Origin of the sequence: Nocardia araoensis NBRC 100135 (assembly GCF_000308435.1) — a bacterium.
Lineage (GTDB): Bacteria > Actinomycetota > Actinomycetes > Mycobacteriales > Mycobacteriaceae > Nocardia > Nocardia araoensis.
The window spans coordinates 124762-149951 of sequence record NZ_BAFR01000204.1 but is presented as its reverse complement, the minus strand read 5'-3'; the positions used below and the strand labels follow the sequence as shown (position 1 = coordinate 149951).

Here is a 25190-nt window from a genome sequence, read left to right as displayed (position 1 = left end):
GGCTACCGTCGGCAGGGTGTTGTTCTCGGATGTCGTGCTGGCCTCGGAGACCGTACGGGCGACCAGGTCACGCAAGACGAAGATCGCCACGCTGGCCGCGCTGTTGAGCGCGGCCGCGCCGGAGGAGCTCGTGCCCGTTGTCGCCTGGGCGTCCGGCGAGCTACCGCAGGGGCGGATCGGCACGGGATGGCGCACGCTCACCACGCTCGACCACCCGCCCGCGCCGCTGCCCACGCTGACCGTGTCGGCGGTGCACGCGGCGCTGAGCGAGCTGGCCGTCACCTCCGGCGCCGGTTCCGCGGCCCGGCGCAAAGAGCTGCTCGCGGCGCTGTGGTCCGCGGCGACGGCGAACGAGCAGGGCTTCCTGGTGCGCCTGCTCACCGGGGAGCTGCGCCAAGGCGCGCTCACCGCCGTGGTCACCGAAGCCGTGGCGGTCGCCGCGGACGTGCCGCCCGATCTGGTGCGCCGGGCGTACATGTTGTCGGGCCGGCTGCCGGTCACCGCCGTCGCGGCGCTGACCGGCGGAGCCGCGGCGCTCGCGGAGTTCCGGCTCGAAGTCGGCCGTCCGATCCAGCCCATGCTCGCCTCGCCCGGTGCGACGTTGGACGAGGCGCTGGTCGAGTTCCAGGGAGAGGTGAGCGTCGAGCACAAATTGGACGGCGCGCGCATCCAAGTGCACCGGGACGGCGACCGGGTTCGTATCTTCACCAGGACGCTGCGCGAGATCACCGCGAGCGTTCCGGAACTCGTCGAACTGGTCGCGGGCCTGGACTGTTCGAGCGTCGTGCTGGACGGGGAGACGCTGGCGCTCACCGACGCCGGACGGCCGCGTCCGTTCCAGGAGACCATGAGCCGTTTCGCCGAGGTGAGCTCAACCAGGGAGCTGCTGCTGCATCCGTACTTCTTCGACTGTCTGCACCTCGACGGCCGCGACCTGCTCGACGCTCCGCTGTCGGAGCGCCGCGCCGCGCTGACGAAGGTGGCCGGCGAGCACACCATTCCCGCGTTGCTGCGCCCGGATGCCGAGGCGGCCGCGGAATACTTCGACGCCGCGCTGGCCGCGGGGCACGAGGGCGTCATGATCAAGTCGTTGACCGCGCCGTACGCGGCGGGCAGGCGGGGCCGGTCCTGGCAGAAGATCAAGCCGACGCACACCATGGACCTGATCGTGCTCGGCGCGGAATGGGGCTACGGCCGCCGCACGGGCTACCTGTCGAACCTGCATCTCGGCGCGCGCGACCCGGACGGCGGCGAGCCGGTCATGGTGGGCAAGACCTTCAAGGGACTCACCGACGCGCTGTTGCAATGGCAGACCGACGAATTCCCCCGCCACGAGCGCTCGCGCGATCAGCACACCGTGTATCTGTGGCCGGAACTCGTCGTGGAGATCGCCCTGGACGGTGTGCAGGTGAGTTCGCGCTACCCCGGCGGTGTCGCTCTGCGTTTCGCCCGTGTGGTGCGGTATCGCCCCGACAAAGAGCCGCCCGAGGCCGACACCATCGATACCATTCGCGCCTTGCTGCCGTGATGTGAAGCGCGGGCGCTCCCGCGGTGGGCGCGTGTCGGGCTGCCGAGCAGGTCGAGCCACTGTAAGTATGGGCAGCGCAAGGTTCCGGATGGCTGCCACAATGCAGTGGTCCGGCCGGTTCGTTCTTCCGGACGAGGAATCGGCGGGCGGGTGGGTTGATGCGAAGAGCTCTGCGCGAAAGATGTGCCCCGATGGTAGCGGCGCTGCTGGGCGCCTTGGCGGTGAGCGCGATCGGTACGCCCGTGCAGGCGAATCCGATCGAGCAGTTCCTCACGCCGTCGCGCGAGTACTCGGGGATCCTGCCCACGCCGCTGGACGATCCGTTCTACACTCCGCCGCCGGAGTACGAGAACCTGCGTCCGGGAACGATTCTCGCCTCCCGTGCGGGGGGAACGGGCTTGACCGCGTTCCCGTTGCGGTCGACCGAGCTGTTGATCCGGTCCACCGATTCCAAGGACCAGCCGGTGCCCGTGGCCGCGACATTGCTCGTGCCGCAGGCGCCGTGGACCGGACCGGGTCCGCGCCCGGTGCTGTCGTTCAATGCCGCGATCGACTCGCTCGGGCATCGGTGCGCACCGTCCTACAAACTCAGGAACGAGCCGACAGCCGAGTTCTGGGCCGCCCAGATTCCGCTGTCCAAGGGCTACGCCGTGCTCGTGCCCGACCATCAGGGACCTCGGCAGGCGTACGCGGCGGGACTGATGGCCGGGCACGCGGTGCTCGACTCCATCCGGGCCGTGGTGAACACGCCGGAGTTCGGATTGCGACCGGATGCGCCGACGGTGGTCACCGGATACTCCGGCGGCGCCATCGCCAGCGGATGGGCCGCACAGCTGGCGCCGTGGTACGCGCCCGAGCTGAATCTGGTGGGTGCGGCGTTCGGCGGTGTCCCCGCCGACTTCGACATGCTCCTGTCCACCATGAACGGACGCAACGCCGCGTCCGGGGTGTTCCTGGCCGCGACCCTCGGACTGGCGCGGGAGTATCCCGAACTGCTCGGCCTGATGACCGACGACGGCTGGCGACTGGCCCAGGTCGGCAAGGACCTGTGCATGACCGCGGAGGCGTTCGGCGGTGCCGTGGCGCCGATTCCGGTGCAGGCGCTGACCCACGCCGCCGCGCCCACCGAGCTGCCCATGGTCAGGGAGATCCTGGCCGCGAACCGGCTGGGCGCGAGCGCGCCGACGGTGCCGGTGTACCTCTATCACGCCACACACGATCCGTGGGTGCCGCTGGCCGGCGCCGAGAAGCTCTACGCGGACTGGTGTGGCGCCGGGACCCCGGTGGCTTTCCGGATCCATTTCGGCGAGCACTTCCTGGTCGGGCTCAGCGGCATCCCCGGCGCGAACTCCTGGATCGATGATCGGTTCGCCGGGCGGCCGGTCGCCGCGCAGTGCACTCGATCCGGCTGACCAGGACGAATCAGGCTAGTCCATGGGGGTCGGACGAACTTCCGGTAACCGGCATGGCTGTGCGATCCGGGGGTGCAGCACACTGGAGGCGTGACCGTCGAATTACTGGTTCTCCTGATCGTCATCGTCACGGCGCTCGCATTCGATTTCACCAATGGCTTCCACGACACCGCCAACGCGATGGCGACCTCGATCGCCACCGGCGCGCTGCGGCCACGAGTGGCGGTCGCGCTCTCGGCGGTGCTGAACCTGGTCGGCGCGTTCCTGTCGGTGGCCGTCGCCGCCACCGTGGCGAAAGGCATCGTGCGGCTCGACGCCGTGGGAGGCCAGGACCTGATCGTCATCGTGTTCGCCGGCCTGGTCGGCGGGATCCTGTGGAACCTGCTCACCTGGCTGTTCGGTCTGCCGTCGAGTTCGTCGCACGCGCTGTTCGGCGGTCTGATCGGGGCGACGCTGGCCGCGCTCGGCTGGGGCGGGGTGATCTGGGCGTCCGGATCGGACGGCGTGGTCACCAAGATCATCGTGCCCGCGGTGCTCGCGCCCATCGTCGCCGCGCTGGTCTCGGCGATCGGCACCTGGCTGGTGTACCGGATCACGCGCGGAGCCGAGGAGGGCAAGGTCACCGAGGGATTCCGCTGGGGCCAGATCGGCTCGGCCTCGCTGGTCTCGCTGGCGCACGGTACGAACGACGCGCAGAAGACGATGGGCGTGATCTTCCTCGCGCTCGTGGCGCACGGGACGCTCACCAAGGACGACGACCTGCCGCTGTGGGTGATGGCCGCGTGTGCCCTCGCCATCGCGGCGGGCACCTACCTCGGCGGCTGGCGGATCATCCGAACGCTGGGCAAGGGTTTGGTCGAGATCGACTCGCCGCAGGGGCTCGCGGCGGAATCCGCTTCGGCCGCGATCATCCTGACCTCGGCCCACTTCGGGTTGCCGCTGTCGACCACGCAGACCGCGACCGGCTCCATTCTCGGCACCGGCCTGGGCAAGGGCGCCGAGGTGCGCTGGGGCGTGATGGGGCGCATGGTGGTCGCATGGTTGCTCACACTGCCGCTGGCCGCCGTGGCCGGGGCGATCTGCTGGGCCATCGCCCACCTCATCGGCGGACTGGCCGGGGTGCTGGTGGTCTTCGCCCTGCTGATCGGGTTGTCGACGCTGATGTACCTGCGCTCGCGGCGCGATCCGGTGCACACCGGCAACGTCAACGAGTGGCCGGGCGAGGGGACCGATCCTCCTGCGGTCGCGCCGCCGGACCGGACCGCGTCGGCGGACTCGAACCGATCCGCTCAGGTGTAGGAGGACCAGGCGTGCACACTCTCGTCACCAATCTCAACGCGCTGTGGAAAGTCGTCGTGGCCGGACTGGTACTCGGCGCGGGCCTGCCGATGATCTTCGCGATCGGGGTGCGGTTCTGGTCGATGACCGCGACGACCGACGCGGGCACGGTGCGGCGGAACTATCCGGCTCTCGCGGTCGCGGTCGCGGTGGCGTGCTTCGTGCTGGTCGTCGTCGCGATCGTCAGCGGCATCCTGTACACGGCGAAGGCGTTTCTCGCGGCCAGATTCGGCATCCATCTGTTCGGGCAGGCGTGAGGAGTGCCAGCGTGACCGATCCAGTGAAACCTGTCCCGGTTCGGCCGAAACTGCTCGGCAAAGTCGTGGGCTGGCTGCGCGCGGGCTACCCGCAGGGCGTTCCGCAGTCGGATTACGTGGCCCTGTTCGCCGTGCTGCACCGGCACCTCACCGACTATGAGGTGGTGGCGATCGCGGAGGAATTGGTCGCTTCGAACTCGGGCAGCGAGATCACGCACACCGAGATCGAGCAGGCAATCGCGCGGCTCGCCAAGGAGCAGCCGGACGAGCGCGACGTGGCTCGCGTCGCGTCCCATCTGGCCGCGGGCGGCTGGCCGCTGGCCGATCCGCCCGCCGATTCCGACTGACCGAGCCGCGCCGATGCCTCCCTTCCTGCACGCGATCATCACCTGGCTGCGGGTGGGATACCCGGACGGGATCCCGGAAGCCGACTACGTCCCGCTGCTCGCCCTGCTGCGCCGCCGCCTGTCCGACGAGGAAGTCGCCCGGATCGCCGCCGAACTGGCCGGCGCAGGCGGCGCGGACATCGACCAGGCCGACATCCAGGTGATGATCACCAAGATCACCAACGACATGCCGTCCGAGGCCGACGTGGCCCGGGTGCGCGCCCGGGTCGAGGCCAATGCGTGGCCGGGCGAGGACTGATCAGGATTGCTCCCGGGGGCCGCTGAGATAGGGGAGGCGGCGCACGCCCGCCGCGACCTCGTAGGCGAGGTCTTCATAGCCGAGCGCGAGTTCGGCGAGGCGTTCCCAGGCGTTGTGCACCGCCCATTCCGGTGCGCGGGCGAGGATGTCGTACGCGCAGGTGGAGAACTGGGCGAGCCGGTCCACCACCATGCCCACGGTTTCGGTGTGCATGTGCGCGCCGCCGTGCGGCGGTGGCGCCCCGGTGGCTACCCAGCGGTCGATGGCGAGCACGAGGCGGGCGCGGTGCTGGTCGATGTCGCTCGTCCCACCCGGTTCGCAGCGGAGGCGGCGCTGGTGTAGCTCCGCGAGTAGGTGGGCGGATTCCAGAATCGGGTGGGCGCGATGCGGCGCCGTGCGGCACGCCCGCAGGACGAGCTCTTTGGTCGGCAGTGGTTCCACTGCGTTCAACCCCCTGGATCGAATGGTCGCGCCGGGCGTCACGCGAGATTGCGAAGGATCACCGACGATGCCGCCCGCCCGGGCGCGGCAATCGGTACCGAGTGCGCGACGGCGTGGGATCCCATGGCGATTCGAGAACCACGAGGCCGACGGCTTCCATGGCCGTGAGCCCGACGCGGCGCACCAACTCCTCCGTCAGCGAAATCATCTCCGCCGCTTGGATAGCCGCTGTCGCCTGCTCGGTATTCACCATCCGGCCGCGCAGATAGGACACCACCCACGCGTCATCGCTGACCCGCCTCGCCTGATGCGGCGTCCGATCACTCACGATCCAAGTGCGGTCGACGACATGCACGGACATCAGAACCCCCTCCATCCCCGCCGGAGCGGGTTCTGTGGAAAGCCCCCGCTGTGATGCGCAACACAAGAAGAGTAGATGCCGCCTAGTGAAAGGTCAAGTTGACCAGTCAATTTGACAAAAACGCCCAGGTCTGGATCCGGGTACGGTCATCTGCACGAACAGCCGGAGCCGGAAGGACTCATCGGACGATGGCACCACTCTCGCCCACGGTGGCGCGCTGGGAGCTCATGCTCCGGATCAAGCGCCGCCGCACCGAGTTCGACGTCTCCGCTTCCGTCCTCGCCAAGGAACTCGGCTTCACGCTGTCGTACTGGTCGAAGGTGGAGAAAGAACGCGTGCTGGCCGAGGACAAGCTGCGAAAGCTGATGAGCTTGCTCGAGTTCGACCAGGATGAGCGCGAGGAAATGTTGCGCCTACGCGACATCGCGAAGGGGCGCGGGTGGTGGTCGGAGTACCGGGAGTTGTTGTCGGACGAAGTCATCCGCCTCTACGGGTTGGAGCACGGGGCGCAGACCATTCGGACCTATGAGAGCGTCTTGATCCCTGGGTTGCTGCAAACGCGCGAGTACGCGCGGGCACTGTTCACCAATGACCTCGCCCGGGTTCGAAGGGTCGAGATCGACCGGTGGGTGGAGGTCCGCATGCGTCGCCAAGAAAGGCTGACCGGGCCGGATCCGCTACACCTCGTCGCCGTGATCGGCGAAGCGGCGATTTCCCAGCGCACCGGTGGCGGTGATGTGCTTCGCGGGCAACTTCGCCATCTGGCGTCGCTGATCGAGCGTTACCCCGAAACCGTGGACATCAGGATCATCCCGTTCGACGCGCCGGGCGGAGTGCTGCTCGGCGGCGCGACCTTTCATGTGCTCGGCTTCGACAACCCGCTACTGCCGGATGTCGCCTGGAGCGAGACTCTCGTGCAGCTCGGGCTGATCGAGGAGGTCGAGCCGGTGCGACATCTCAACACGATGTTCGACAGCGCGCTGGCCGAGCACGCCATGTCCCGAAAGGACTCACTCGGCTTGATCGAGGCCAAAGCGGCCGACTTGTAAGCTCGAATTGTGGATAGCTCGAATTTCCCTGTGCCGAGCTGGTTCAAGTCGTCGTATTCCAGCGACAGCCAGGCCTGCGTAGAGGTGTGCTTCGACGGCGGTCGAGTGCTGGTTCGGGACAGCAAGTTTCCAGGAGCATCGGCCGCATCGCCCACGCTGGCCTTCACCCCGACCCAGTGGATGGCATTCACCACGGCGATCCGCACCGCCGACCTCCCCTGACCCGTCTCCCAGCAGACTCTCAGTTTCACTACACCCCGCACACAGCTCCATCCGCAAGAGTGTCCCCGTCGATGCGAAGCGATCCATCGACAGCTCCACCGGTGGACAACTGCCCTGCCCACCACCCGATCGGCCGACGGCGCGCACCCCCTCGCACGCGCCGCCGGCCGATCGCTTTCGCGAGTGGCACATGGCTGCGGCAAACGCGAGAGACCTCTCCGTGGTGTGCCACTCGCGGTCAGGCGAGGAGGTGGAGGAAGTGCTCGACTTCCGATTGGATGGCGGTGCGGGCGGGGGTGAGGTACTCGCGGGGGTCGGAGAGGTGGGGGGACGCGGTTAGGTGGTCTCGGATGGCGGCGGTCATTCGGATGTTGAGGCGGGTCGCGATGTTGATCTTCGTCATGCCGTGTTCGACGGCGGCGCGTAGGCCGTGGTCGGGGACGCCGGAGGAGCCGTGCAGCACCAGGGGGACGGGGACCTTCGCGGCCAAGTGGGCGATGAGGTCGTTGTCGAGTTCGGCGGTGCGGGTGTGCATGGCGTGCGAGGAGCCGACGGCTACCGCGAGTGCGTCCACGCCGGTGGCGCTCACGAATTCGACGGCCTCGTCGGGATCGGTGCGCGCGCCGGGGGCGTGGGCGCCGTCCTTGCCGCCCACCTCGCCGAGTTCGGCTTCGATGTGCACGTCGCGCTCGTGGCACCAAGCGGTGATCGCGGCGGTGGCGGCGAGGTTGTCTGCGTAGTCGAGGGCCGAGCCGTCGTACATCACCGAGCGGATGCCGAGATCGACGGCGGCATGGATCAATTCGGCGCTGGTGGCGTGGTCGAGATGCACCGCGATCGCGGCCTCGCTGTCGGCGGCGATGCGCAGGCAGGCCAGCGCCAGCGGGGCGAGCCCACGGTGATGGCGCGCGGTGTTCTCCGAGAGTTGCAGCACCACCGGCTTTCTCGCCGATTCCGCGGCGGCTGCGATTGCCTCGGCGTGCTCGAGGGTTATGACGTTGAACGCGCCGAGTCCGCCGGGGCGGGCCGTGGCGATGAGATCCGGGATCGAGGTCAGCGGCATGGGGGGTGCTTTCGGGAGAGCGAGCGGCGCGCATACGAGGCCCAGGCGCTCCGATGCGCGCGAGCCTTCTGCCCGCCCGCGTGCGGTGGGCGACGGCCGGCGGTCATGGGGAAGTCTGCTGCGGTGTGGACAAGTTCAGGTCGCGAACCTGCACGGTCGGGGTGAGGCGGGTGCGCACGCCGCGGTCGATCTCACCGGCCACCGGGACGACGACGGCGGCCGCGGAGGTCGCGACCGCGTCGGCGAGCAGGGCGGCCCAGTCCGGGCGCGCTTCGGAGGAAAGGGCGGCGATCACCGCCGCCACCGCGGCATCGCCCGCGCCGGTGGGATTTCCGGCGAGCGGTTCGGCGAGCGCCGCGGACCACGCGCCTTCGGCGGTCACCGCGACGATCCCCTCGGCGCCGCGGGTCGCGATCAGGGCGCGCACACCGTTGTCGATCAGCGGCTTCGCTGCGATGACGATGTCCTCGGCGGTCGTCGGCCGGGCGCCGGTGAGGCGCTGTAGTTCGGCCTCGTCCGGGATGAGCACGATGCCGGGCACCTGGGCCGCCAAGCGCAGCGCCTCGCCGTCCACGTCGCAGATGGTCGGCACGTCGGCCGCGATGGCGGTGCGGGCGATTTCGGCGGGCAGCGAGGGCTCGATGCCGCCGGGCAGCGACCCGGAGATGACCAACCCGGCGATTTCCGGCAGCAGCCCCGCGACCCGGACCGCCAACTGTTCGGCGGCGTGCGGATTGGACACCCGCGCGCCCGGTTCCCAGAGCGCGGTGGCCGTGCCGTCCTCCGATTCGCTGATCACCACCGTACGGCGCACCCAGGGCAGCGCGTGGACGAAGTCGACCGGCATCTCCAGTTCGGCGGCGGCCGCGAAGGCGTGGTCGGAGAACCCGGTGGCCCTGGCGTACTTGCCGAGCTGATTCAGCACCCGGGTCACGTTGATGCCCTTGCCGCCGATGCGCTGCTCCACCGACCTGACCCGGTGGGCCTGCCCGCGTTCGAAGCGTTCGACGCGATAGGTCATGTCGTACGCGGGATTCATTGTCACGGTGAGGATCACCTCAACCACTGTCCACGTCTGAGCACCCCGCGCAACTGGAGATTGTCACTGACTGTCAATATGTCGGCGAAATAGCCGGGCCGCAGGTCACCGACATCGGCAAGCCCGAGCGCGGCAGCGGGAACCGAGGTGGCCGCCAGGACCGCGTCGCGCAGCGGGACGCCGGAGTCGCGCACGGCTCGCGCGAGGCATTCCAGCAGGGTGCTCACGCCGCCCGCGATCGAACCGTCGGCGATGCGCGCCACGCCCGCACGGACGGTCACCGGTTGCGGGCCGAGCTGGTACTCGCCGTCGCCGAGCCCCGCGGCCTGCATGGCATCGGTGACCAGCGCGACTCGCCCCGGCGCGGACGCGAACACCAGCGCGGCGAAGCCCGGGTCCACGTGCACGCCGTCGCCGATCAGCTCCACGATCACGTCACCGGCCGCCGCGGCCACCAACGCCGCGGCCACCGGGCCGGGGTGCCGGTGGTGCAGTGGCGGCATGCCGTTCGCCAAGTGCGTCACGATGCTCGCCGAACCGTTGGGAGCCAACGCGTTCCGGAATGACGCGTAGTCGGTGTCGCTGTGGCCGAGCGCGACCGTCACACCGTTGTCGGCCAGCCGCCGGGCGACGGCCGCGTAGCCGGGACGTTCCGGCGCGAGTGTCATCGCGCGCAGGTGCGCGCCACCCGCGGCCAGCAGCCGGTCGGTCAGCCCGAGATCGGGGTCGCGCAGATAGCGCGGGTCCTGCGCCCCGCAGCGCGCTTCGGACAGGAACGGCCCCTCGACGTGGATACCGCCGAGCACGCCTTCCTCGGCGAGTTCGCGCAAGGTGGCGGTCTGCGTCACCATCTCCGCGGCGGGGCCGGTGACCACGCTCGCCACCACCGTGGTCGAGCCGCGCGCGTGGTGCGATCGCGCCGCCGCACGGGCGTCCTCTTCGCGCACGGTATCGAACCGGTACCCGAATCCGCCGTGATTGTGAATGTCCACAAGCCCCGGCAGCACGGTTCCCGAAAATGGCGGCTCGGGTAAATCGCGATGCGTCGCACGCCACTGCGCGAACGACCGCACCGCCTCGATCCGATCCTCGGACACCATCACCACGCCGTCGTCCACCGTGACGCTCGCCGAGACGATGCGTCCCCGGATGAGTTGGGTGTGTGCTGTCATGTGCATGCCCTTCGGTTCGCGGCCCTCGCGGTGTGTGGCCGGCTGCTGGACAGGGATGTCCACCGTGCCCGCCGACCCGCGCCGCGTGCGACGGTCGGGGACGGTGGTGCGCCCGGGATGGTCTGACTGCGGTGCGTCGGATGCAGGACCGCGCGGCAGCTGCGCCCGCCGACCCTCGCCGCGTGCGACGGTTCGAATAACGGCGGTGCGCCCGGGATGGCCTGAAAGTGCCGCGGCGCGTGCACGACCGCGCCGCACGGGTTCGAGGCGCGGGTGGTCACCATGTCCAGCCGCATCCGTCCCGCCGGGAAACGACTTCGGATCATGGGTGCTGCCCGCGGTGCCGTTCCGGGAATCTGCTGACGTGTCGTCGAGGTGACGTACACCGTGTGGACCAGCTCGGCGATCGCCGACACGACAACGATCCCGCCCCGACGACCGGTGCGAGGCCATCGCCGAGCGTGCCGCTTGCCGCTCGGTTCGTCGGCTCCGCACGCGGCCTCATGTCAACGCCCCGCGGTGGGCGAAGAGGGTGGCGCCTGCCAAGCCCGCGCGTGCGCCGAAACGGCCAAGGACGACTCGGGGAGCGGGGACCAAGCGGAGCCGGTCGGACAGGGCCCGGTGCAGTGGATCGGTGAGCGCAGCGCCGGCTCCGGCGAGCCCGCCGCCGAGGACGACCAGTTCGGGGCAGGCCGCGTGGACGATGCCGAGCAGACCGTCGGCGAGCGCGTCGATCGCGTCCGCCACGACGGCAGCCGCGTCGGGGTCGGTGGACACGAGTGCGAAGACTTCCGCCGCGCCGATCTCGCGTCCGGTGCGCCGGGTGTAGGCCCGCGCGATGGCCGCGCCGGAGGCGACCGTCTCGACACAGCCGGTATTGCCGCAGGGACACGGCAATCCACCCACGCGCCGCACCGGCACGTGCCCGTACTCGCCGACCTGTCCGTAGCTGCTGCGCACCAACCTCCCGCCGACCGACAGCGTGCCCGAGATACCGGTGCCGAGGATGACGACGCACACGTTCTCGTAACCCTGCCCGGCGCCGTACCGCCATTCCGCCCAACCGGCCACGGCCACATCGTGTTCGATCAGCGTCGGCATACCCCAGCGCTCGGGGAAGCGGTCACCCACGTGCACGTTCCGCCAGCCGACATTGCTGCTGAACACGGCGACCGATCGCGCGGTATCGACGATGCCGGGCAACACGACGGCCGCGCGACGTACCCGGCGGCGATCACACTCCGGGAGTTGCGCGAGCAACCGATCACCCAACTCGCCCATTGCATCGAACGCGGCCGGACCTTGCGGTGTGGCCACCGTGCCCACGGCCAGCGTCGTGCCTGCGGAATCGGCGATTTCTCCTTTGATGGTGGTGCCGCCGACATCCATGCCGAGCACGAGCGCGTCGTCCGGCAGCGCCGCGGCCTCGGGCTGCCCGGTCGAATCCCGGCGCGCGGTCGGCCGGTTGCCGGGGCCCGCCCAGTCCGGCACGGAGGTGGGCGATCCGGCGCCGGAGCCCGACCGCGACTGTTCGGTTCCCATCCCCGGCACAGTAGTTCGTGGCAACTCGTGCATTGGTGCATGCGCGGCCCGTGGCGTTGCCGTGCCGTAGGGCGTGAATAGCGATTCCGGGTGTACCAGCTCGTCGATGCCGGATGCCGCCACCGGAATGGTCATGGCTGCTCGGCGGGGGACCTGGCTTCGCGGTGAGGTGTCCGAGACATGTGCGGGCACCGGCTGTTCGCTGCTCACCGCGCGCCCTCGGTCACGACTTCAGAACCACCGAGCGATTCAGGCCGCGCGGGTGATCGGGGTCCAATCCCAGGTCGGCGGAACGCAGGAGGCAGAGCCGATGCACTCGGGCCAGGTCCGCCATCGGGTCGATGTCGCGATGTTCCAGGTGGGCGCCGGTGGCGGCGACGTCGTCGACGAAGCCCGGCTCCAGTGCGCCGAACGCCCAGACCGCGCGGCCGGGCGCCGAGATGGCGATCGGGCCGTGGCGGTACTCCGTCGCCGGATACGCCTCCGTCCAGGACTGACAGGATTCGCGCAGCTTGAGCGCGGCCTCGTCGGCGATGGCCGCCCCGAATCCCATACCGACGAAACTGATCTGCTCGGCGCGGCGCACCGCGGCCAGCGACTCGGCGGGATCCTCGGCGAGCACCGCGCGCGCTTGGGCGATCACGGGGGCGAGGTCCTCGCCGAGATGGTTGCGCAGGATGGCGAGGGTGGTCGTCGCGAAGCGGGTCTGCACCACCGACCGCTCATCGACCTGGTCGATGAGGATCGGGTCGCCCAGTTCCAGGACGGGCGTGCCGGGACTGGAGCAGATCACCGCCCTGGGGACGTGTGCCGGGATCTCGCGCATCGCGCGCACCACTTCGGTGGTCGTGCCGGAGCGGCAGATCACCAGGTAGCGGTCGTACTCGCGAGGGCGGACCGCGCTGGCGGGCCAGGCGTCGGTCATGCCGTGTCCCGCGCCCTCGCGCAGCGCGGCGATCGCGCGCGCCATGAAGTACGAAGTGCCGCATCCGATCACCGCCACTCGCTCTCCCGGCTCCGGCAGCACGGCGCGATGATCCGCGGCGACGACCGCGGCGCGCGTCCAGTCTTCCGGTTGGGTGGCCACCTCGGTGGCCAGATACCGCTCCGGCGTGTGGTCGGCAGGCGTAGGCACGGGAACAGCTTCGCTCGGTGTGATCGTTTATGTCAAATATATCGCGAAACCAGTCACATATAATCACAATTCGGGCTAGATTGAGGTGCACCTACGGTGCGTCCTCCCATCATCGGCGGCTCCGCTGGCGCCGGGTGGGTAAATCTGAAAGGTTCTGCTCGTGAAAAGACCATTCCACCGCGTGCTTGCCGGCGTCGCGATGGTCACCGGCGTCGCGCTGGCACTGTCGTCCTGCGGGTTCGGTTCGAAAAGTGGTGCGGACTCGGCCACCACGATCAATTTCCTCGCCCCCGCCTACAGTGACGGCGCCACGGGCACCAAGGCGTTGTGGGACGGCATCATCGCCGAATTCCAGAAGCAGAACCCGGGCATCACCGTCAACTTGCAGATGGAGTCGTGGAACTCGATCAACGACGTGGTGCGCACCAAGCTCCAATCGCAGTCGACCACACCGGACATCCTGAATATCGACGCCTACGCCAGTTTCGCGGGCGACGGCCTGCTCTACCCCGCCGCCGACATCGTCTCCGCGCCGGTGCTCGCCGATATCCAGCCCGCTTTCGCGCAGAACGCGTCGCTGAACGGCGCGCAATACGCGCTGCCGCTGTTCGCCTCCACCCGAACCCTGTTCTACAACACCGAACTGTTCGAGAAAGCGGGCATCACCCGGCCGCCGAAGACGTGGGCCGAGCTGACCGACGCGGCGAAGAAGATCCAGGCGCTCGGCGGGGGCGTCTCCGGATACGGGCTTCCGCTGGGCAGTGAGGAGGCACAGGGCGAAACCTCCATCTGGACCTTCGGCGCGGGCGGCTCGTGGGCCGACGGCGATCGGATCACCGTGGACACCCCGGAGAACCTGGAAGGGGTGCGGGCCATGCGCGAGCTGATCGATACCGGTGCTACCCAGCCGAATCCGGGCGCGACCGACCGCAAGGACGTGATCAACGCATTCATCCAGGGCAAGATCGGCATGATCGAAGCCCTGCCGCCCACCATCGGTCAGATCGCCGCGAAGAATCCGGGCCTGCGGTACGCGACCGCGCCTTCGCCGACCAAGACCGGGAACCCGGTCACGCTCGGGGTGGCCGATCACCTGATGGCGTTCAAGAAGGACGGCGCCAAGGCCGAGTCGATCAGGAAGTTCCTCGACTACTTCTACTCGGCCGCGGTGTACGCGGATTTCGTCAAGCATGAAGGATTCATCCCGGTCACCCACAGCGCCGCCACCGCTCTCGCGGAGGACCCGGTGACCAAGGCGTTCGCCGCCACGCTCCCGGTGGCGCGGTTCTATCCGAGCAACAACCCGAAGTGGGCGGTGGCGCAGGGCGTCATTCGTCAGCAGATGGGCACCATCGCACAGGGCGCGGACCCCGCTCAGGTGTTGCAACGGGTCCAGGAAGCAACGAAATAACGTGCGGCGCAGAGGGCTACCGGCGGCGCTGCCGTGGATCGGACCGTCGCTGATCCTGATCGCGGCCGTCGTCGCCTTCCCGGCCTGCTACATGGTGTGGACCAGCACCAGGGACCTCAGCGCCTACGGCCAGGACCGCGGCGGCGCCGGACTGGCCAATTACCGTGCCCTGTTCGAGATCTCGGAGCTCGGTTCGGTGCTGGTCCACACGATGGTCTGGGTGGTCGGCGTCGTGCTGGTCACGCTGGTGCTGTCCGCGGCGCTGGCCCAGTTCCTGAACAAGGACTTCCCCGGACGCACCGCGGTGCGGATGGCGATCCTGGTGCCGTGGGCGGCATCGGTCGTGATGACGACCACGATCTTCTACTACATGCTCGATCCGGACGTGGGCATCGCGAATCGGTTCCTGGTGGACATCGGGCTGCTCGATCGCGGTTACGGCTTCACCAAGCAGCCGACGCAGGCGTTCCTCGTGGCGATGGGCGTCGCGGTGTTCGTGTCGGTGCCGTTCACCACGTACACCATCCTGGCGGGCCTGCAATCCATTCCAGCGGAGATCGAGGAGGCGGGGCGGGTCGACGGCGCGGGCGCGTGGCAGCGCTACCGCTATCTCACGCTGCCGCAGCTGCGTCCGGCGATCGCGGTGGCGACCATCATCAACATCATCAACGTGTTCAACTCGCTGCCGATCCTGCAGGTGATCACCGGCAGCATCGCCGGATTCTCCGCGGACACCACGACGACGCTGACGTTCAAGCTGATCCGGCAGAACCAGCAGATCGACACCGCCGCGGCGATGAGCGTGCTGAACTTCGCGCTGATCGTCGTCATCATCGCCATCTACGTGAAGCTGGTCCGTCCCACCGCGGAGATCGACCGATGAGCACGCGGGTGGAGGAACGTGAGCGGGCGACCGCGACGTCGGTCGCCCCTGTGGCGCCCGCGCGACGCGCACGACGCCGCTGGGAGCTCACCGCGATCGGTGTGGTGCTCGCCGCGGTGTTCCTGCTGCCGTTCGTCGTGATGGTGCTCGGTTCGCTGAAGAGCAGGGCCGAGATCCTGCGCATCCCGCCGACGTATCTGCCGCGGTCGTGGCATCCGGACAACTACGCGACGATGTGGGACACGCCCGAGACGCCGCTGCCGTTCAACCTGATCAGCACGATCATCATCGCGGTCTGCGCCACCGCTGTGGTGCTGGCCGTGGCGATCCCGGCGGGGTATTACACGGCGCGCCATCGCTTTCCCGGACGCGCGGTGTTCCTCGGCCTGGTGCTGGTTACCCAGATGTTGCAGCCGACGGTGCTGGTCACCGGGTTGATCCGGGAGTTCTTCGCGCTCGGCATCAACGACACCTGGCTGGCGATGATCCTGGTGAACGCCGCGTTCAACCTGTCCTTCGCGGTGTGGATCCTGCACAGCTTCTTCGCGGCGATTCCCAGAGAGATCGAGGAAGCCGCGATGCTCGACGGACTCGGCCGCGGGCAGATCCTGGTGCGGGTGAGCCTGCCGCTGGTCTGGCCGGGCATCGTGACCGCGACGATCTTCGTCGTGGTGGCGTGCTGGAACGAATTCGCCGCCAGCCTGGTCGTGCTGACCACGCCGGAGAATCAACCGCTGTCGGTGGCGCTGACGAAGTTCGTCGGTCAGTACGACACCGCGTGGCAGTACGTGTTCGCGATCTCCACCGTCGGCATCGTTCCGGTGGTGCTGCTGTTCGCTCTCATCGAGAAGCGATTGGTGGCGGGATTGACCGCGGGCAGCGTGAAATAGCCTGCGAGCATGGGCGGCCGGGATGGCGGAATCGCCGCCACTCCAGTGTTCGGCGCACCTGAGGGTGGGTAGCCGCGCGGTAGCATCGAACGGTGACACGGCGGGATCACGGACCCAAGGACGGTCGCAGCTACGGCGGGCTGTCCAAGGAGCAGCGGGTTGCCCAGCGGCAGACCCGCCTGATCGATGCCGCCCTGGAACTATTCGGCACCCAGGGCTACGCGGCCACCTCGATCGAGCGCCTCTGCGCCGTGGCGAACGTCTCCACGCGCAGTTTCTACGAGGACATGGGCAGTCGCGAAGCTCTGCTCATCGCCTTGGGGAATCGCATCACCTCCCGGGCGCTGGAATGCGCGCTCGCCGCCCTGGCGGCCACCGAGAACGAGCCCTTGCCCACCCGCGTGGTAGCGAGTTTCCGCGCTTATCTGAGCGTCACGTGTGCCGACGCCCGGTCCGCGCGGGTTTGCTATGTCGAGGTGGTCGGCGTGAGCGCGGCGGTGGAGGAGTGGCGCAGGCAGCAGCGCCGCTTGCTGTCGGCATTGCTGATCAGCGAGGCCGAACGCGCCGTCGGCCGCGGCGAGACCGGCCCCCGGCGGTTCGATCTCTTCGCGCTGGCCGTGATCGGCGCGGTCACCTCCCTGGCCCAGGAGTTGGTGCAGGGCACGGCGCCGGATACGGCGGTCAGCCTGGACGAGATCTGCGAAGAGATCGCCTACTTCGTGCATTCCGGTCTTTGCCCGGCGCATCCCGCGAGGCTTCTGGACCGACCCGTCGCCGAGGCCGATGCGGTCTGAGCCGAGCCGGTGTCGGCCGTGCGGATTTCCGCCCGCGGCGGGTGGGTGTGTTCCTATTGTTCGCGTGTTCGCCGAAACAGCGGGTTGCCCGCGCGACCGGGACGGTGTGAGATGACCGGACCGACCGATCGTCCGCAACGGTGGAACCGATTGCTGGAACTGCTCGCCGAATCCGGGCGGCTTTCGGTGGAGGAGGCCGCCGAGCGGCTCGGCGTGTCCGCGGCGACGGTGCGCCGCGATTTCACCGCGCTCGCCGAACAGCAGCTGGCCACCAGAACGCACGGCGGTGTGGTCGCGACCTCGGTGGCCTACGATCTGCCCGCGCGGTATCGGCAGAGTGCGGGGGAGGCCAAGCAGCGCATCGCCGAACACGCCTCGTCCCTGGTCGATCCGTGCGCGGTGGTGGGGATGAACGGCGGCACCACGACCACGGCGGTGGCCAGAGCGCTGGCCGGGCGCACGGATCTCGGGTCGGCCGGTGACGAGCAGCTCACCATCGTCACCAACGCGCTGAACATCGCGGGGGAGATGGTGCTGCGGCCACACGTGCGCACGATCGTCCTCGGCGGTGTGGCCCGGCGGGAGTCCTACGAGCTGCACGGTCCGCTGGCCGAACGCGCCCTCGCCGAGCTGCGGCTCGACGATCTCGTGCTCGGCGTGAACGCTGTCTCCGTCGAGGGCGGCGCCCAGTGCAGGCACATCGACGAGGCCGGGGTGACCACCGAGATGGTGCGGCGCTCCGGACGGGTGATCGTGGTGGCCACCGGGGACAAGCTCGAGCGCACCGCGCTGGCCCGCATCTGCGGCATCGAGCAGGTGCAGGTGCTGGTCACCGATACCGACGCGGACCCGGCCGCGGTGGCGGCCATCCGCGCGGCCGGCGTGCGGGTCGACGTGGTGTAATCCGCCGTCGCGCAAGCTCGCGCGGCCGGGCTGAAGGCCGTTCGACCCGACGTCGCTACACGCTGTCGTCGGGTCTGTCCAATTCCTGAGCGAACTCTCGTTGGGCTCTCGCGATGAGTTCATCACTGGCTGCCGGGTAGGCCAGCGCTATCGCGATCAACGTGTCCTCGACACGAGGCCCGAGACCTGAATGAGATCCTGGAGCCAGCCCCTCTTTCGCACGTGCCAGGTTCGTATCGAAGTTGCGTCGAAGCTGATCGGCTGACAAACCTCTGCCCCTCACATCAATCCTTCTCTCCGCCACTGCGACTCTGCCGTATCCACCAGTAGCCTATGCATAACCTGTGCGGGTTCGCTGGCACGGGCGCCATTCAGCTCGACGTCGGCGAACGCCTCAGCCAGGGCCTCGACCGGATGGAACTCCCCATTTTTCCAGAAGCTGTAGCCGCTCAGCTGGTCACGCCATTTTAGGTAGGATTCGTCCGTGTCGCTGTCAGAGCCCTTGTGGCCGTATGTCTTTCGATAATGATCCAACAAAGCCGAGTCGGCCTTGCCCACAGCCGCCGAGCGACCTGCGTAAGTTAGCGCATGGCCGAATTCGTGAACAATGGTGCTATATGCCGGGCCGTGGGATCTCGGGACGAAATGTCGTCTCTGCACCGCTTTGGATACGTCTGTGGAGAGCAGTACCGGGTCTGTGGCGTACTTGGTGGAGAATGTTATCCTGGTCGCTCTGAGATCGGTAAGGCCGACTCTGTCTTCGAGCGCCCTGGCGATATCTCCCTCGACGTCGCCGATCTCTATGGATAGAATTCTGGTGTGCGGATATTTGGCGAGCATATCGTCCAAGGCTGCGGCGATGCCACGGACCGTATCTGTACTGACGCCCGGTGTGCCGAACCCGTACGCCTCGATGCCATGTCGTTCTAGTAGTCCCTCGCCGATCTGCCTGTTGATCCGCTCGGTTCCGCCGGGCCGCCGACGAATGGGAAGTTGCGAACCCGCATTGCTCGTCGGTGAAAATTCGGCTCTGGACGAATTGTTTGGCAGACCGGATGCGGCGGCGATATTCCGGCTGCCTTGTTCGTCGGCCGCCCTGGCTCGGTCGGCAATACGACGAAGCCCCTCGCTCCGAGACTTGATCGCACCACCGTCGTGTGCCGCATATCTGCTCAATGCCCGAACTATGTCTTCGGCGCCTCCCAGGATCGCTCGGGAAACCCCATGCAAGCGCTCGGGAAACATACGCCGGACCTCGAAAACAAACTCACGTTCGAATTGACGATCCGATGACGCATGGTGCGTGCTGCGGACCGTTTGCTGTGAACCGTATCATCCGATCTTCGCGTCAGCAGGATTCGGCGGACAGCGGGGGCCGTCGGGCAATGTCCCCCATCGATACGATTTGTTTCAGGTATGTGACAATGGTTGTGTGGCAAGAGGTTCGGCGTAGTCGGCAATCCCCGGTCGCCGTGATTGTTCCCGCTAATGGGAATTGATGTGGTGAGGGGTGGATTCTGGACGGTAGCGACGAGGTTACCGATATGTGAACCGGGAACATCCGGTTATTCGCCCGGGGCGGTGGCCGCCACTCGAGCGAGCGCCGCATCGCTGCCGGTGCCTCGGCGCATGGTCCGCACCCAGATGAGGAAGCCCCACACGACGAATCCCGCGTAGACCAGATACAGCGTCGCCGAAGGGTAGTAGCCCGCTCGGATCAGCAGCGGAATCCCGACGAGGTCGACGGCGATCCAGATCAACCAGAACTCGGCCCAGCCGCGTGCCATGCCGTAGGTGGCCAGCACCGACCCGGTGAAGATCCATGCTTCGGCCCATGGACCGTAAGATCCCAGCCATTCGAAGAACCGGGCGAAAACGGCCGTCCCCGCGAGCATCGCCACCACCAGGACGACGCGTTCACGCGTGCTCGCCCAGCGCGGATCGACGCCGCGGTGCTCGAGCTCGGTCCCGCGCGCCGCGTGCCGGTACCAGCTCCACCAGCCGAAGACGCTGACCGCGACGAACATCAGCTGTCGTCCGGCCTGCCCGGCCATGTTCAGGTGCTGCGGAGTGTGGAACACCCCACCGACGAACACGGTGAACAGCAGGGCGTTCCCGGCGATGCCGACCGGCCAGGCCCAGACCCGCCGCCGCATGCCGCCGATCGCGGAGGCCAAGCCGAAGCCGTTGCCGATCACCTCGCGCCAGAGGATCTCCGAGCCCGCGATGTGCAGCTTGGCGTCGAGCAGCGCGAGGATCGGGTTCACCTGTCGTGTAACCCGCGGCGGGGCGCATCTCATCCGATCGGATCGCCGCGATCGGAAATGCGCGTGCGGACCGTAACGATTGCGCAATCTGGCGACGCCATTCGCAATGTCCGTGCAACGGGCTGCTCCTATGGTGGCCGTCATGAGCACGGAGAGCGGCACCGCCGGGGGGACCGGAATTCATCTCAGCGGATTGACCAAGACCTTCCGAGTCGGGCGGAAAACCGTAGAGGCGCTGGCGAGCGTCGATCTGCACACCGAGCAGGGCGCGTTCCTGTCGCTGCTCGGTCCGTCCGGCTGCGGCAAGTCCACGGTGTTGCGCATTCTGGCCGGTCTGGAGACGCCGACGGCGGGCAAGGCGCTGATCGACGGCGCGACGCCCGCCGAACTGCGGGGCAGGCACGCCTTCGGCATCGCGTTCCAGGATTCGGCGCTGCTGCCGTGGCGGTCGGTGGCGTCGAATATCGCGCTGCCGCTGCAAGTCGCGGGCATCCCGCCGGAACCGGGGCAGATCGATGACCTGATCCGCCTGGTCGGGCTGGAGGGCTTCGAGAAGGCCAAGCCCGCGCAGCTCTCGGGCGGCATGCGCCAGCGCGTTTCGATCGCGCGCGCACTGGTGGTGCAGCCGACCGTGCTGCTGTTGGACGAACCGTTCGGCGCGCTCGACGACATGACCAGACAGCGGCTGAATCTGGAGTTGCTGCGGATCTGGACCGAGAAGCCCGCGACGACGCTGATGGTCACCCACGGCATCGCCGAGGCGGTGTTCCTGTCGGACGTGGTGGCCGTGATGAGCCCGCGGCCGGGGCGGGTGCTGGAACTGGTGGAAATCGATCTGCCGCGTCCGCGGCTGCCGGAGATGATGCGGACACCGGAGTTCCACAAACTGCACGACTATCTGTCGGAGCTGCTGTTCGGGAGCGCGGGAAAAGGAGGCGTCGCATGAACGAGCACCAACCGGAACGCTGCCTGCGCCATCGCAGGCCGGGCTGGCAGCGGTCGAGCGCGCACACCTGGTCGGCGCGGCGGCACCCGTTCGCGCGCTGCGTGCGGCGGACGGGAGACACGGCGTGAAGCGCTTCGGCGGCGTGCTCGGCGTGCTCGGGCTGGTCGCGGTGTGGTGGGCTCTGGCGGCGGTCGAGGTCGCGGGCGGCACCATACCCAGCCCCTGGCAGGTGCTGCACACCATGTACACCGACGGCTGGGACCTGTACGGCCCCAATTTCCGGATCACCGCGCTCGGCGCGTTGCAGGGATTCGTCTGGGGCAACGGCCTGGCCATCGCCCTTGCCGTCCTGATCGTGCTGGTTCCGCCGATCGAGTCGCTGGCCACCCAGTTGGCGATCCTGAGCTATTGCACCCCGCTGCTCGCGCTCGGCCCGATCATCCTGGTGGTGTTCGGCGGTCGTACCCCGACGGTCTTCTTGGCCGCGATGTACTGCTTCTTCACCACCATGGTCGGCACCGTCGCCGGGTTGCGCTCGGCCGACCGGACCAGCCTGGAACTGGTGCGCGCCTACGGCGGCGGGCGCTGGCAGCAGTTGTACCGGGTGCAGGCGATATCGGCGCTGCCGAGCACGTTCGCGGCGTTGAAGATCGCCGCGCCGTCGGCCGTGCTCGGCGCGATCATCGGCGAGTACCTCGGTGGCGTGGACAGCGGCATCGGGGTGGCGCTGACCGCCGCGCAGACCTCCTACAACGTGCCGCGCACCTGGGGCATGGCGCTGGCCGCCGCGGCGCTGGCCGGAGTCGGCTACACGCTGGTGGCGCTGGTCGCCCGCCTGGCCGCGCCCTGGACCGTCCGGGAGGCGCGGTGACGCCCGACGGTACGACGAGTATTGCGCCGAACGAGGTTACGGGGGCCGCCCGATGAATCTGCTGCGACGGATCGGGATCTTCCTGTTCCCGCTGTGCACCTCGCTGCTGCTGATGCTGGTGATCTGGTACGTATTCTTGAAAGCGTTTCCGCAGGTCGGCCCGCGGGTCGGCAAGACGCCGGGCGATATCTGGACCTACTTGGTGACGGCGCCCAACGCCGCGACCGCGCGGCAGGCGATCCTGGACGATCTGCAGATCACGTTGCGCGACGCGGCCATCGGTTTCGGCGCGGGCATGCTCGCCGCACTGGTGGTGGCCGCGCTGTTCGTGTCCTTCGCCGCGCTCGAGCAGACCTTCCTTCCGGTGGCGATGCTGCTGCGCTCGGTGCCGCTGGTGGCGCTCACGCCGATCATCGTGCTGGTGTTCGGCCGTGGCGTGGCCGGGGTCGCGGTGCTCGCCGCGATCGTGGTGTTCTTCCCCGCGCTGGTCATGATCATGGCGGGATTGCGTGACGCGCCGCGGCAGGCGCTGGAGTTGGTGACCGCGTACGGCGGGTCGCGCTGGACCGGGTTGCGCATGGTGGCCGTGCCCGCCGCGCTGCCGTCGGTGTTCGCCGCCGCGCGGATCTCGGTGCCGGGTGCGCTGATCGGCGCGTTGCTCGGCGAGTGGCTCGGCAGCGGCACCGGTCTGGGCGCCAGCCTGATCCGGGCGATCCCGACCTTCCAGTACAGCAAGTTGTGGGCATCGATCGTCATCGTCACGTTGGTCTCGGTGGTGCTCTACGCGATCGTCGGCGTCGTGGAGAACCTGGTGCTCGCCCGGTTCGGACCGGAAGCGGGACGACTGTGAATTCCTCGCTCGGAACGTCAAAGTAAAGAAAATGAAACGCGCTGCCTTTAGATTCGGCCCATGACACCCGCGCACCGCTCCACGTTCGGGCACCTGAACCGACGCTCGTTTCTCCGTTACTCCGCGTTCGCCGGCGCCGCCCTCGGCGGTGCCGGGGCGCTGGCCGCCTGCGGCGGGAACTCCGGTGATGGGCCGGGCGGCACCACCGCGGACGGCTCGAAATACGGCGGCGTCGCGGTGCAGCTGTCCTGGCTGAAGAACATCGAATTCGCGGGCGAATACTTCGCCGATTCGAAAGGCTATTTCAAGGAGGCGGGTTTCGGTTCGGTCGACCTGATCGCGGGCGGCGCGGCCAGCACGTCGGTGGAGGCCGGCTTGGACACCGGGAAGGTGTGGCTCGGCCTGTCCGCGCCGCAGACCACCGCACCCGCGATCCTGGAGGGCCTGCCCGCCAAGATCGTCGCGACCACCTATCAGAAGAACCCGTTCGCGATCGTGTCCTCCGCGGCGAAACCGATCAAGACGCCGCAGGACATGAAGGGCCGCAAGATCGGTGTGCAGGACACCAACCAGCTGATCTTCAACGCGCTGCTCACCGCCAACGGGTTGAAGCCGGGCGATGTCACCGTCGTGCCCGCGCAATTCGACCCGACCCCGCTGGCCAACGGCGAGGTCGACGGATGGGTCAGCTACGTGACCAACGAACCGATCACCCTGGCGGCCAAGGGCTTCCAGAACACCCATTTCTTGTTCGCCGACTTCAACCTGCCGCTGGTCGCCGAGACGCTCACGGTCGCGCAGTCGACCATCGACAACGAGCGCGACAAGCTCAAGGCGTTCCTCGTCGCCGAGATCAAAGGCTGGAAGGACGCGGTGGCCGACCCGGCCGAAGCGGCGCGGCTCGCGGTCGAGGTGTACGGCAAGGATCAGAAGCTCGATCTCGCCGAGCAGACCAAAGAGGCCGTGGCGCAGAACGATCTGGTGGTTTCGGCGGATACGGCCACGGGCGGCTTGCTCTCGATGACCGACGCCTTGATCGAGCAGAACATCGCCGCGCTGCGCGCCGCGAAGATCGATATCAAGGCCGCGCAGTTGTTCGACCTGTCGGTACTGCGCGAGGTGTATGCCGAGAATCCCGGCCTGAAATGAGCTAGAGTCCCACGGCTGTCTTCGGCGTGATCGGGATCTCGCCGCTGTACGGATCGACCGCTCGCACCGGCTGCGCGGCGCGGGCGGCCAGCAGCTCGGCCGCGATCGCGACGGCCATCTCGGGCGCGGTGCGCGCGCCGATGTCGAATCCTGCGGGCGAGTGCAGCCGCGACAGCGTCTCCTCGCCGAATCCGCCTGCGCGCAGGTCCTCCATGCGCCGAATGTGCACCTGGCGTGACCCCACGGCGCCGAGATAGCCGAGCTCGGGTAGTCGCAGCGCCACGGTGAGCAGCGGAATCTCGAACGTAGGATCGTGCGAGACCACGACTATCGCTGTGCTGCTGTCGATTTCACCGGCCGCGGAGAGGATGTTGAGGTAGCGGTGCGGCCAGTCGACCACGACCTCCGCGCCGGGAAACGATTCCGGCGTAGCGAAATTGGGGCGGGAATCGCAGATGGTCACCCGGTAGCCGAGCAAATCGGCCTGCACGGTGAGCGCGGCGGCGAAGGAATTGGCGCCGAAGATGATCAGGCGCGGCGGCGGAGCGAACGAGGCGACGAAGACGTCGGAATCGGGGAGCGCGACCAACTCGGTGGCGTGCCTCTTGTCGGTGATCAGGTGCTGGCCGATCAGGTCGGCGTCGGAGTTCCACACCACCGTGAAGACGGTGACCCTGCGGTGCGCCGCGATCTCGGCGGCGACGTCCGGGAACTCCGGGAAGTGTCTTCGAGAGAACGGTTCGGTGAAGACGTCCACCATCCCCTCGCCGTTCGCGCCCCCGTCCAAGCCGAAACGGTGCATCGCACGACGGCCGGTCCGCGCGGCCTGGAGCACGGCCTCGTACGCGATGTCCTCCAGCCCGCCCGCGGCGATCGACCCGTAGACGCCCCCGTCCGGGTCGACCAGCATCGCCGAGCCCACCGGTAAGGGGGCGGCGCCCACCGTGCGCACGATGGTGCCGAGTCCGCCGGTACGGCCCGAGTACCACACCCGCAACAGGTCGTCGACGATGTCCCGCATC

At 68.3% G+C, this 25190-nt stretch carries 28 protein-coding genes; 18 read left to right on the top strand and 10 right to left on the bottom strand.

Annotation, left to right across the window (positions count from 1 at the left end):
- Window positions 1–16: 16 nt before the first annotated feature.
- The 6 genes from ON21_RS27230 (at window position 17) to ON21_RS27205 (ending at window position 5180) form a co-directional block, all read left to right on the top strand.
- Window positions 17–1528, top strand: a complete 1512-nt coding sequence (locus ON21_RS27230; protein WP_039802413.1) for an ATP-dependent DNA ligase — start codon at window positions 17–19, stop codon at window positions 1526–1528.
- 191 nt (window positions 1529–1719) lie between these two features.
- Window positions 1720–2940, top strand: a complete 1221-nt coding sequence (locus ON21_RS27225; protein ID WP_083880922.1) for a lipase family protein — start codon at window positions 1720–1722, stop codon at window positions 2938–2940.
- 90 nt (window positions 2941–3030) lie between these two features.
- The gene (locus ON21_RS27220) at window positions 3031–4239 is read left to right on the top strand and encodes an inorganic phosphate transporter (RefSeq protein WP_039802296.1); all 1209 of its coding nucleotides are present in this window, start codon (window positions 3031–3033) and stop codon (window positions 4237–4239) included.
- 11 nt (window positions 4240–4250) lie between these two features.
- Window positions 4251–4535, top strand: a complete 285-nt coding sequence (locus tag ON21_RS27215; protein ID WP_039802294.1) for a hypothetical protein — start codon at window positions 4251–4253, stop codon at window positions 4533–4535.
- Window positions 4536–4546: 11 nt separating this feature from the next.
- The gene (locus ON21_RS27210) at window positions 4547–4882 is read left to right on the top strand and encodes a DUF3349 domain-containing protein (protein WP_063821143.1); all 336 of its coding nucleotides are present in this window, start codon (window positions 4547–4549) and stop codon (window positions 4880–4882) included.
- Window positions 4883–4895: 13 nt separating this feature from the next.
- On the top strand, window positions 4896–5180 hold the full coding sequence (locus tag ON21_RS27205) for a DUF3349 domain-containing protein (RefSeq protein ID WP_039802292.1): 285 nt from the start codon (window positions 4896–4898) through the stop codon (window positions 5178–5180).
- Here the strand turns inward: ON21_RS27205 and ON21_RS27200 are convergent, their stop codons facing one another.
- Window positions 5181–5621, bottom strand: a complete 441-nt coding sequence (locus tag ON21_RS27200) for a DUF4254 domain-containing protein (RefSeq protein WP_051021393.1) — start codon at window positions 5619–5621, stop codon at window positions 5181–5183. It lies immediately after the preceding gene.
- 58 nt (window positions 5622–5679) lie between these two features.
- Window positions 5680–5982, bottom strand: a complete 303-nt coding sequence (locus ON21_RS27195; protein WP_039802407.1) for a hypothetical protein — start codon at window positions 5980–5982, stop codon at window positions 5680–5682.
- A 188-nt stretch (window positions 5983–6170) separates the two neighbouring features.
- On the opposite strand from ON21_RS27195, the gene ON21_RS27190 reads away from it, so the two are divergent.
- Window positions 6171–7031 carry a helix-turn-helix domain-containing protein gene (locus ON21_RS27190; protein WP_039802289.1) on the top strand — a complete coding sequence of 287 codons (861 nt, stop codon included), beginning with the start codon at window positions 6171–6173 and terminating at the stop codon, window positions 7029–7031.
- A 9-nt stretch (window positions 7032–7040) separates the two neighbouring features.
- Complete coding sequence (locus ON21_RS27185; protein ID WP_174372210.1) at window positions 7041–7253, top strand: DUF397 domain-containing protein; 213 nt, start codon at window positions 7041–7043, stop codon at window positions 7251–7253.
- 238 nt (window positions 7254–7491) lie between these two features.
- On the opposite strand, the gene ON21_RS27180 is transcribed toward ON21_RS27185, so the two are convergent.
- From ON21_RS27180 to ON21_RS27160, 5 genes are all read right to left on the bottom strand, one after another.
- Complete coding sequence (locus ON21_RS27180) at window positions 7492–8316, bottom strand: class II fructose-bisphosphate aldolase (protein WP_039802286.1); 825 nt, start codon at window positions 8314–8316, stop codon at window positions 7492–7494.
- Between the two features lie 103 nt (window positions 8317–8419).
- A complete protein-coding gene (locus ON21_RS27175; RefSeq protein WP_281032700.1) occupies window positions 8420–9361 on the bottom strand; it encodes a hexose kinase in 942 nt (313 codons plus the stop codon).
- Between the two features lie 8 nt (window positions 9362–9369).
- Window positions 9370–10527 carry an N-acetylglucosamine-6-phosphate deacetylase gene (locus ON21_RS27170; RefSeq protein WP_039802404.1) on the bottom strand — a complete coding sequence of 386 codons (1158 nt, stop codon included), beginning with the start codon at window positions 10525–10527 and terminating at the stop codon, window positions 9370–9372.
- A 501-nt stretch (window positions 10528–11028) separates the two neighbouring features.
- Window positions 11029–12069, bottom strand: a complete 1041-nt coding sequence (locus tag ON21_RS27165; protein ID WP_245562748.1) for an ROK family protein — start codon at window positions 12067–12069, stop codon at window positions 11029–11031.
- 223 nt (window positions 12070–12292) lie between these two features.
- The gene (locus tag ON21_RS27160) at window positions 12293–13204 is read right to left on the bottom strand and encodes an SIS domain-containing protein (protein ID WP_039802284.1); all 912 of its coding nucleotides are present in this window, start codon (window positions 13202–13204) and stop codon (window positions 12293–12295) included.
- Between the two features lie 160 nt (window positions 13205–13364).
- On the opposite strand from ON21_RS27160, the gene ON21_RS27155 reads away from it, so the two are divergent.
- The 5 genes from ON21_RS27155 (at window position 13365) to ON21_RS27135 (ending at window position 18085) form a co-directional block, all read left to right on the top strand.
- Complete coding sequence (locus ON21_RS27155; protein WP_245562747.1) at window positions 13365–14615, top strand: extracellular solute-binding protein; 1251 nt, start codon at window positions 13365–13367, stop codon at window positions 14613–14615.
- Window position 14616: 1 nt separating this feature from the next.
- On the top strand, window positions 14617–15498 hold the full coding sequence (locus tag ON21_RS27150; protein ID WP_039802282.1) for a carbohydrate ABC transporter permease: 882 nt from the start codon (window positions 14617–14619) through the stop codon (window positions 15496–15498).
- Window positions 15495–16388, top strand: a complete 894-nt coding sequence (locus ON21_RS27145) for a carbohydrate ABC transporter permease (protein ID WP_083880921.1) — start codon at window positions 15495–15497, stop codon at window positions 16386–16388. Before ON21_RS27150 ends, ON21_RS27145 begins: the two co-directional genes overlap by 4 nt.
- Window positions 16389–16480: 92 nt before the next feature.
- The gene (locus ON21_RS27140; RefSeq protein ID WP_051021391.1) at window positions 16481–17182 is read left to right on the top strand and encodes a TetR/AcrR family transcriptional regulator; all 702 of its coding nucleotides are present in this window, start codon (window positions 16481–16483) and stop codon (window positions 17180–17182) included.
- Between the two features lie 111 nt (window positions 17183–17293).
- Window positions 17294–18085: a DeoR/GlpR family DNA-binding transcription regulator gene (locus tag ON21_RS27135; protein ID WP_039802280.1), complete on the top strand. Its 792-nt coding sequence runs from the start codon at window positions 17294–17296 to the stop codon at window positions 18083–18085.
- Window positions 18086–18364: 279 nt separating this feature from the next.
- On the opposite strand, the gene ON21_RS38740 is transcribed toward ON21_RS27135, so the two are convergent.
- Both ON21_RS38740 and pnuC read right to left on the bottom strand, forming a co-directional pair.
- Window positions 18365–19261: a hypothetical protein gene (locus tag ON21_RS38740; protein WP_157170984.1), complete on the bottom strand. Its 897-nt coding sequence runs from the start codon at window positions 19259–19261 to the stop codon at window positions 18365–18367.
- Between the two features lie 389 nt (window positions 19262–19650).
- On the bottom strand, window positions 19651–20352 hold the full coding sequence (pnuC, locus tag ON21_RS27125) for a nicotinamide riboside transporter PnuC (RefSeq protein ID WP_039802276.1): 702 nt from the start codon (window positions 20350–20352) through the stop codon (window positions 19651–19653).
- A gap of 142 nt (window positions 20353–20494) precedes the next feature.
- Here pnuC and ON21_RS27120 point away from each other — a divergent pair, with 142 nt between their 5' ends.
- From ON21_RS27120 to ON21_RS27105, 5 genes are read left to right on the top strand one after another with little or no spacing between them, the layout of a single operon-like run.
- The gene (locus ON21_RS27120) at window positions 20495–21298 is read left to right on the top strand and encodes an ABC transporter ATP-binding protein (RefSeq protein WP_039802394.1); all 804 of its coding nucleotides are present in this window, start codon (window positions 20495–20497) and stop codon (window positions 21296–21298) included.
- Window positions 21295–21426 carry a hypothetical protein gene (locus ON21_RS40655; protein WP_281032699.1) on the top strand — a complete coding sequence of 44 codons (132 nt, stop codon included), beginning with the start codon at window positions 21295–21297 and terminating at the stop codon, window positions 21424–21426. The genes ON21_RS27120 and ON21_RS40655 overlap by 4 nt, the downstream gene beginning before the upstream one ends.
- Window positions 21423–22169, top strand: a complete 747-nt coding sequence (locus ON21_RS27115) for an ABC transporter permease (RefSeq protein WP_039802275.1) — start codon at window positions 21423–21425, stop codon at window positions 22167–22169. Before ON21_RS40655 ends, ON21_RS27115 begins: the two co-directional genes overlap by 4 nt.
- A gap of 52 nt (window positions 22170–22221) precedes the next feature.
- A complete protein-coding gene (locus tag ON21_RS27110) occupies window positions 22222–23019 on the top strand; it encodes an ABC transporter permease (protein WP_039802273.1) in 798 nt (265 codons plus the stop codon).
- A gap of 60 nt (window positions 23020–23079) precedes the next feature.
- On the top strand, window positions 23080–24168 hold the full coding sequence (locus ON21_RS27105) for an ABC transporter substrate-binding protein (protein WP_039802271.1): 1089 nt from the start codon (window positions 23080–23082) through the stop codon (window positions 24166–24168).
- A gap of 1 nt (window position 24169) precedes the next feature.
- On the opposite strand, the gene ON21_RS27100 is transcribed toward ON21_RS27105, so the two are convergent.
- Complete coding sequence (locus ON21_RS27100; RefSeq protein ID WP_039802269.1) at window positions 24170–25189, bottom strand: XdhC family protein; 1020 nt, start codon at window positions 25187–25189, stop codon at window positions 24170–24172.
- Window position 25190: the final 1 nt, after the last annotated feature.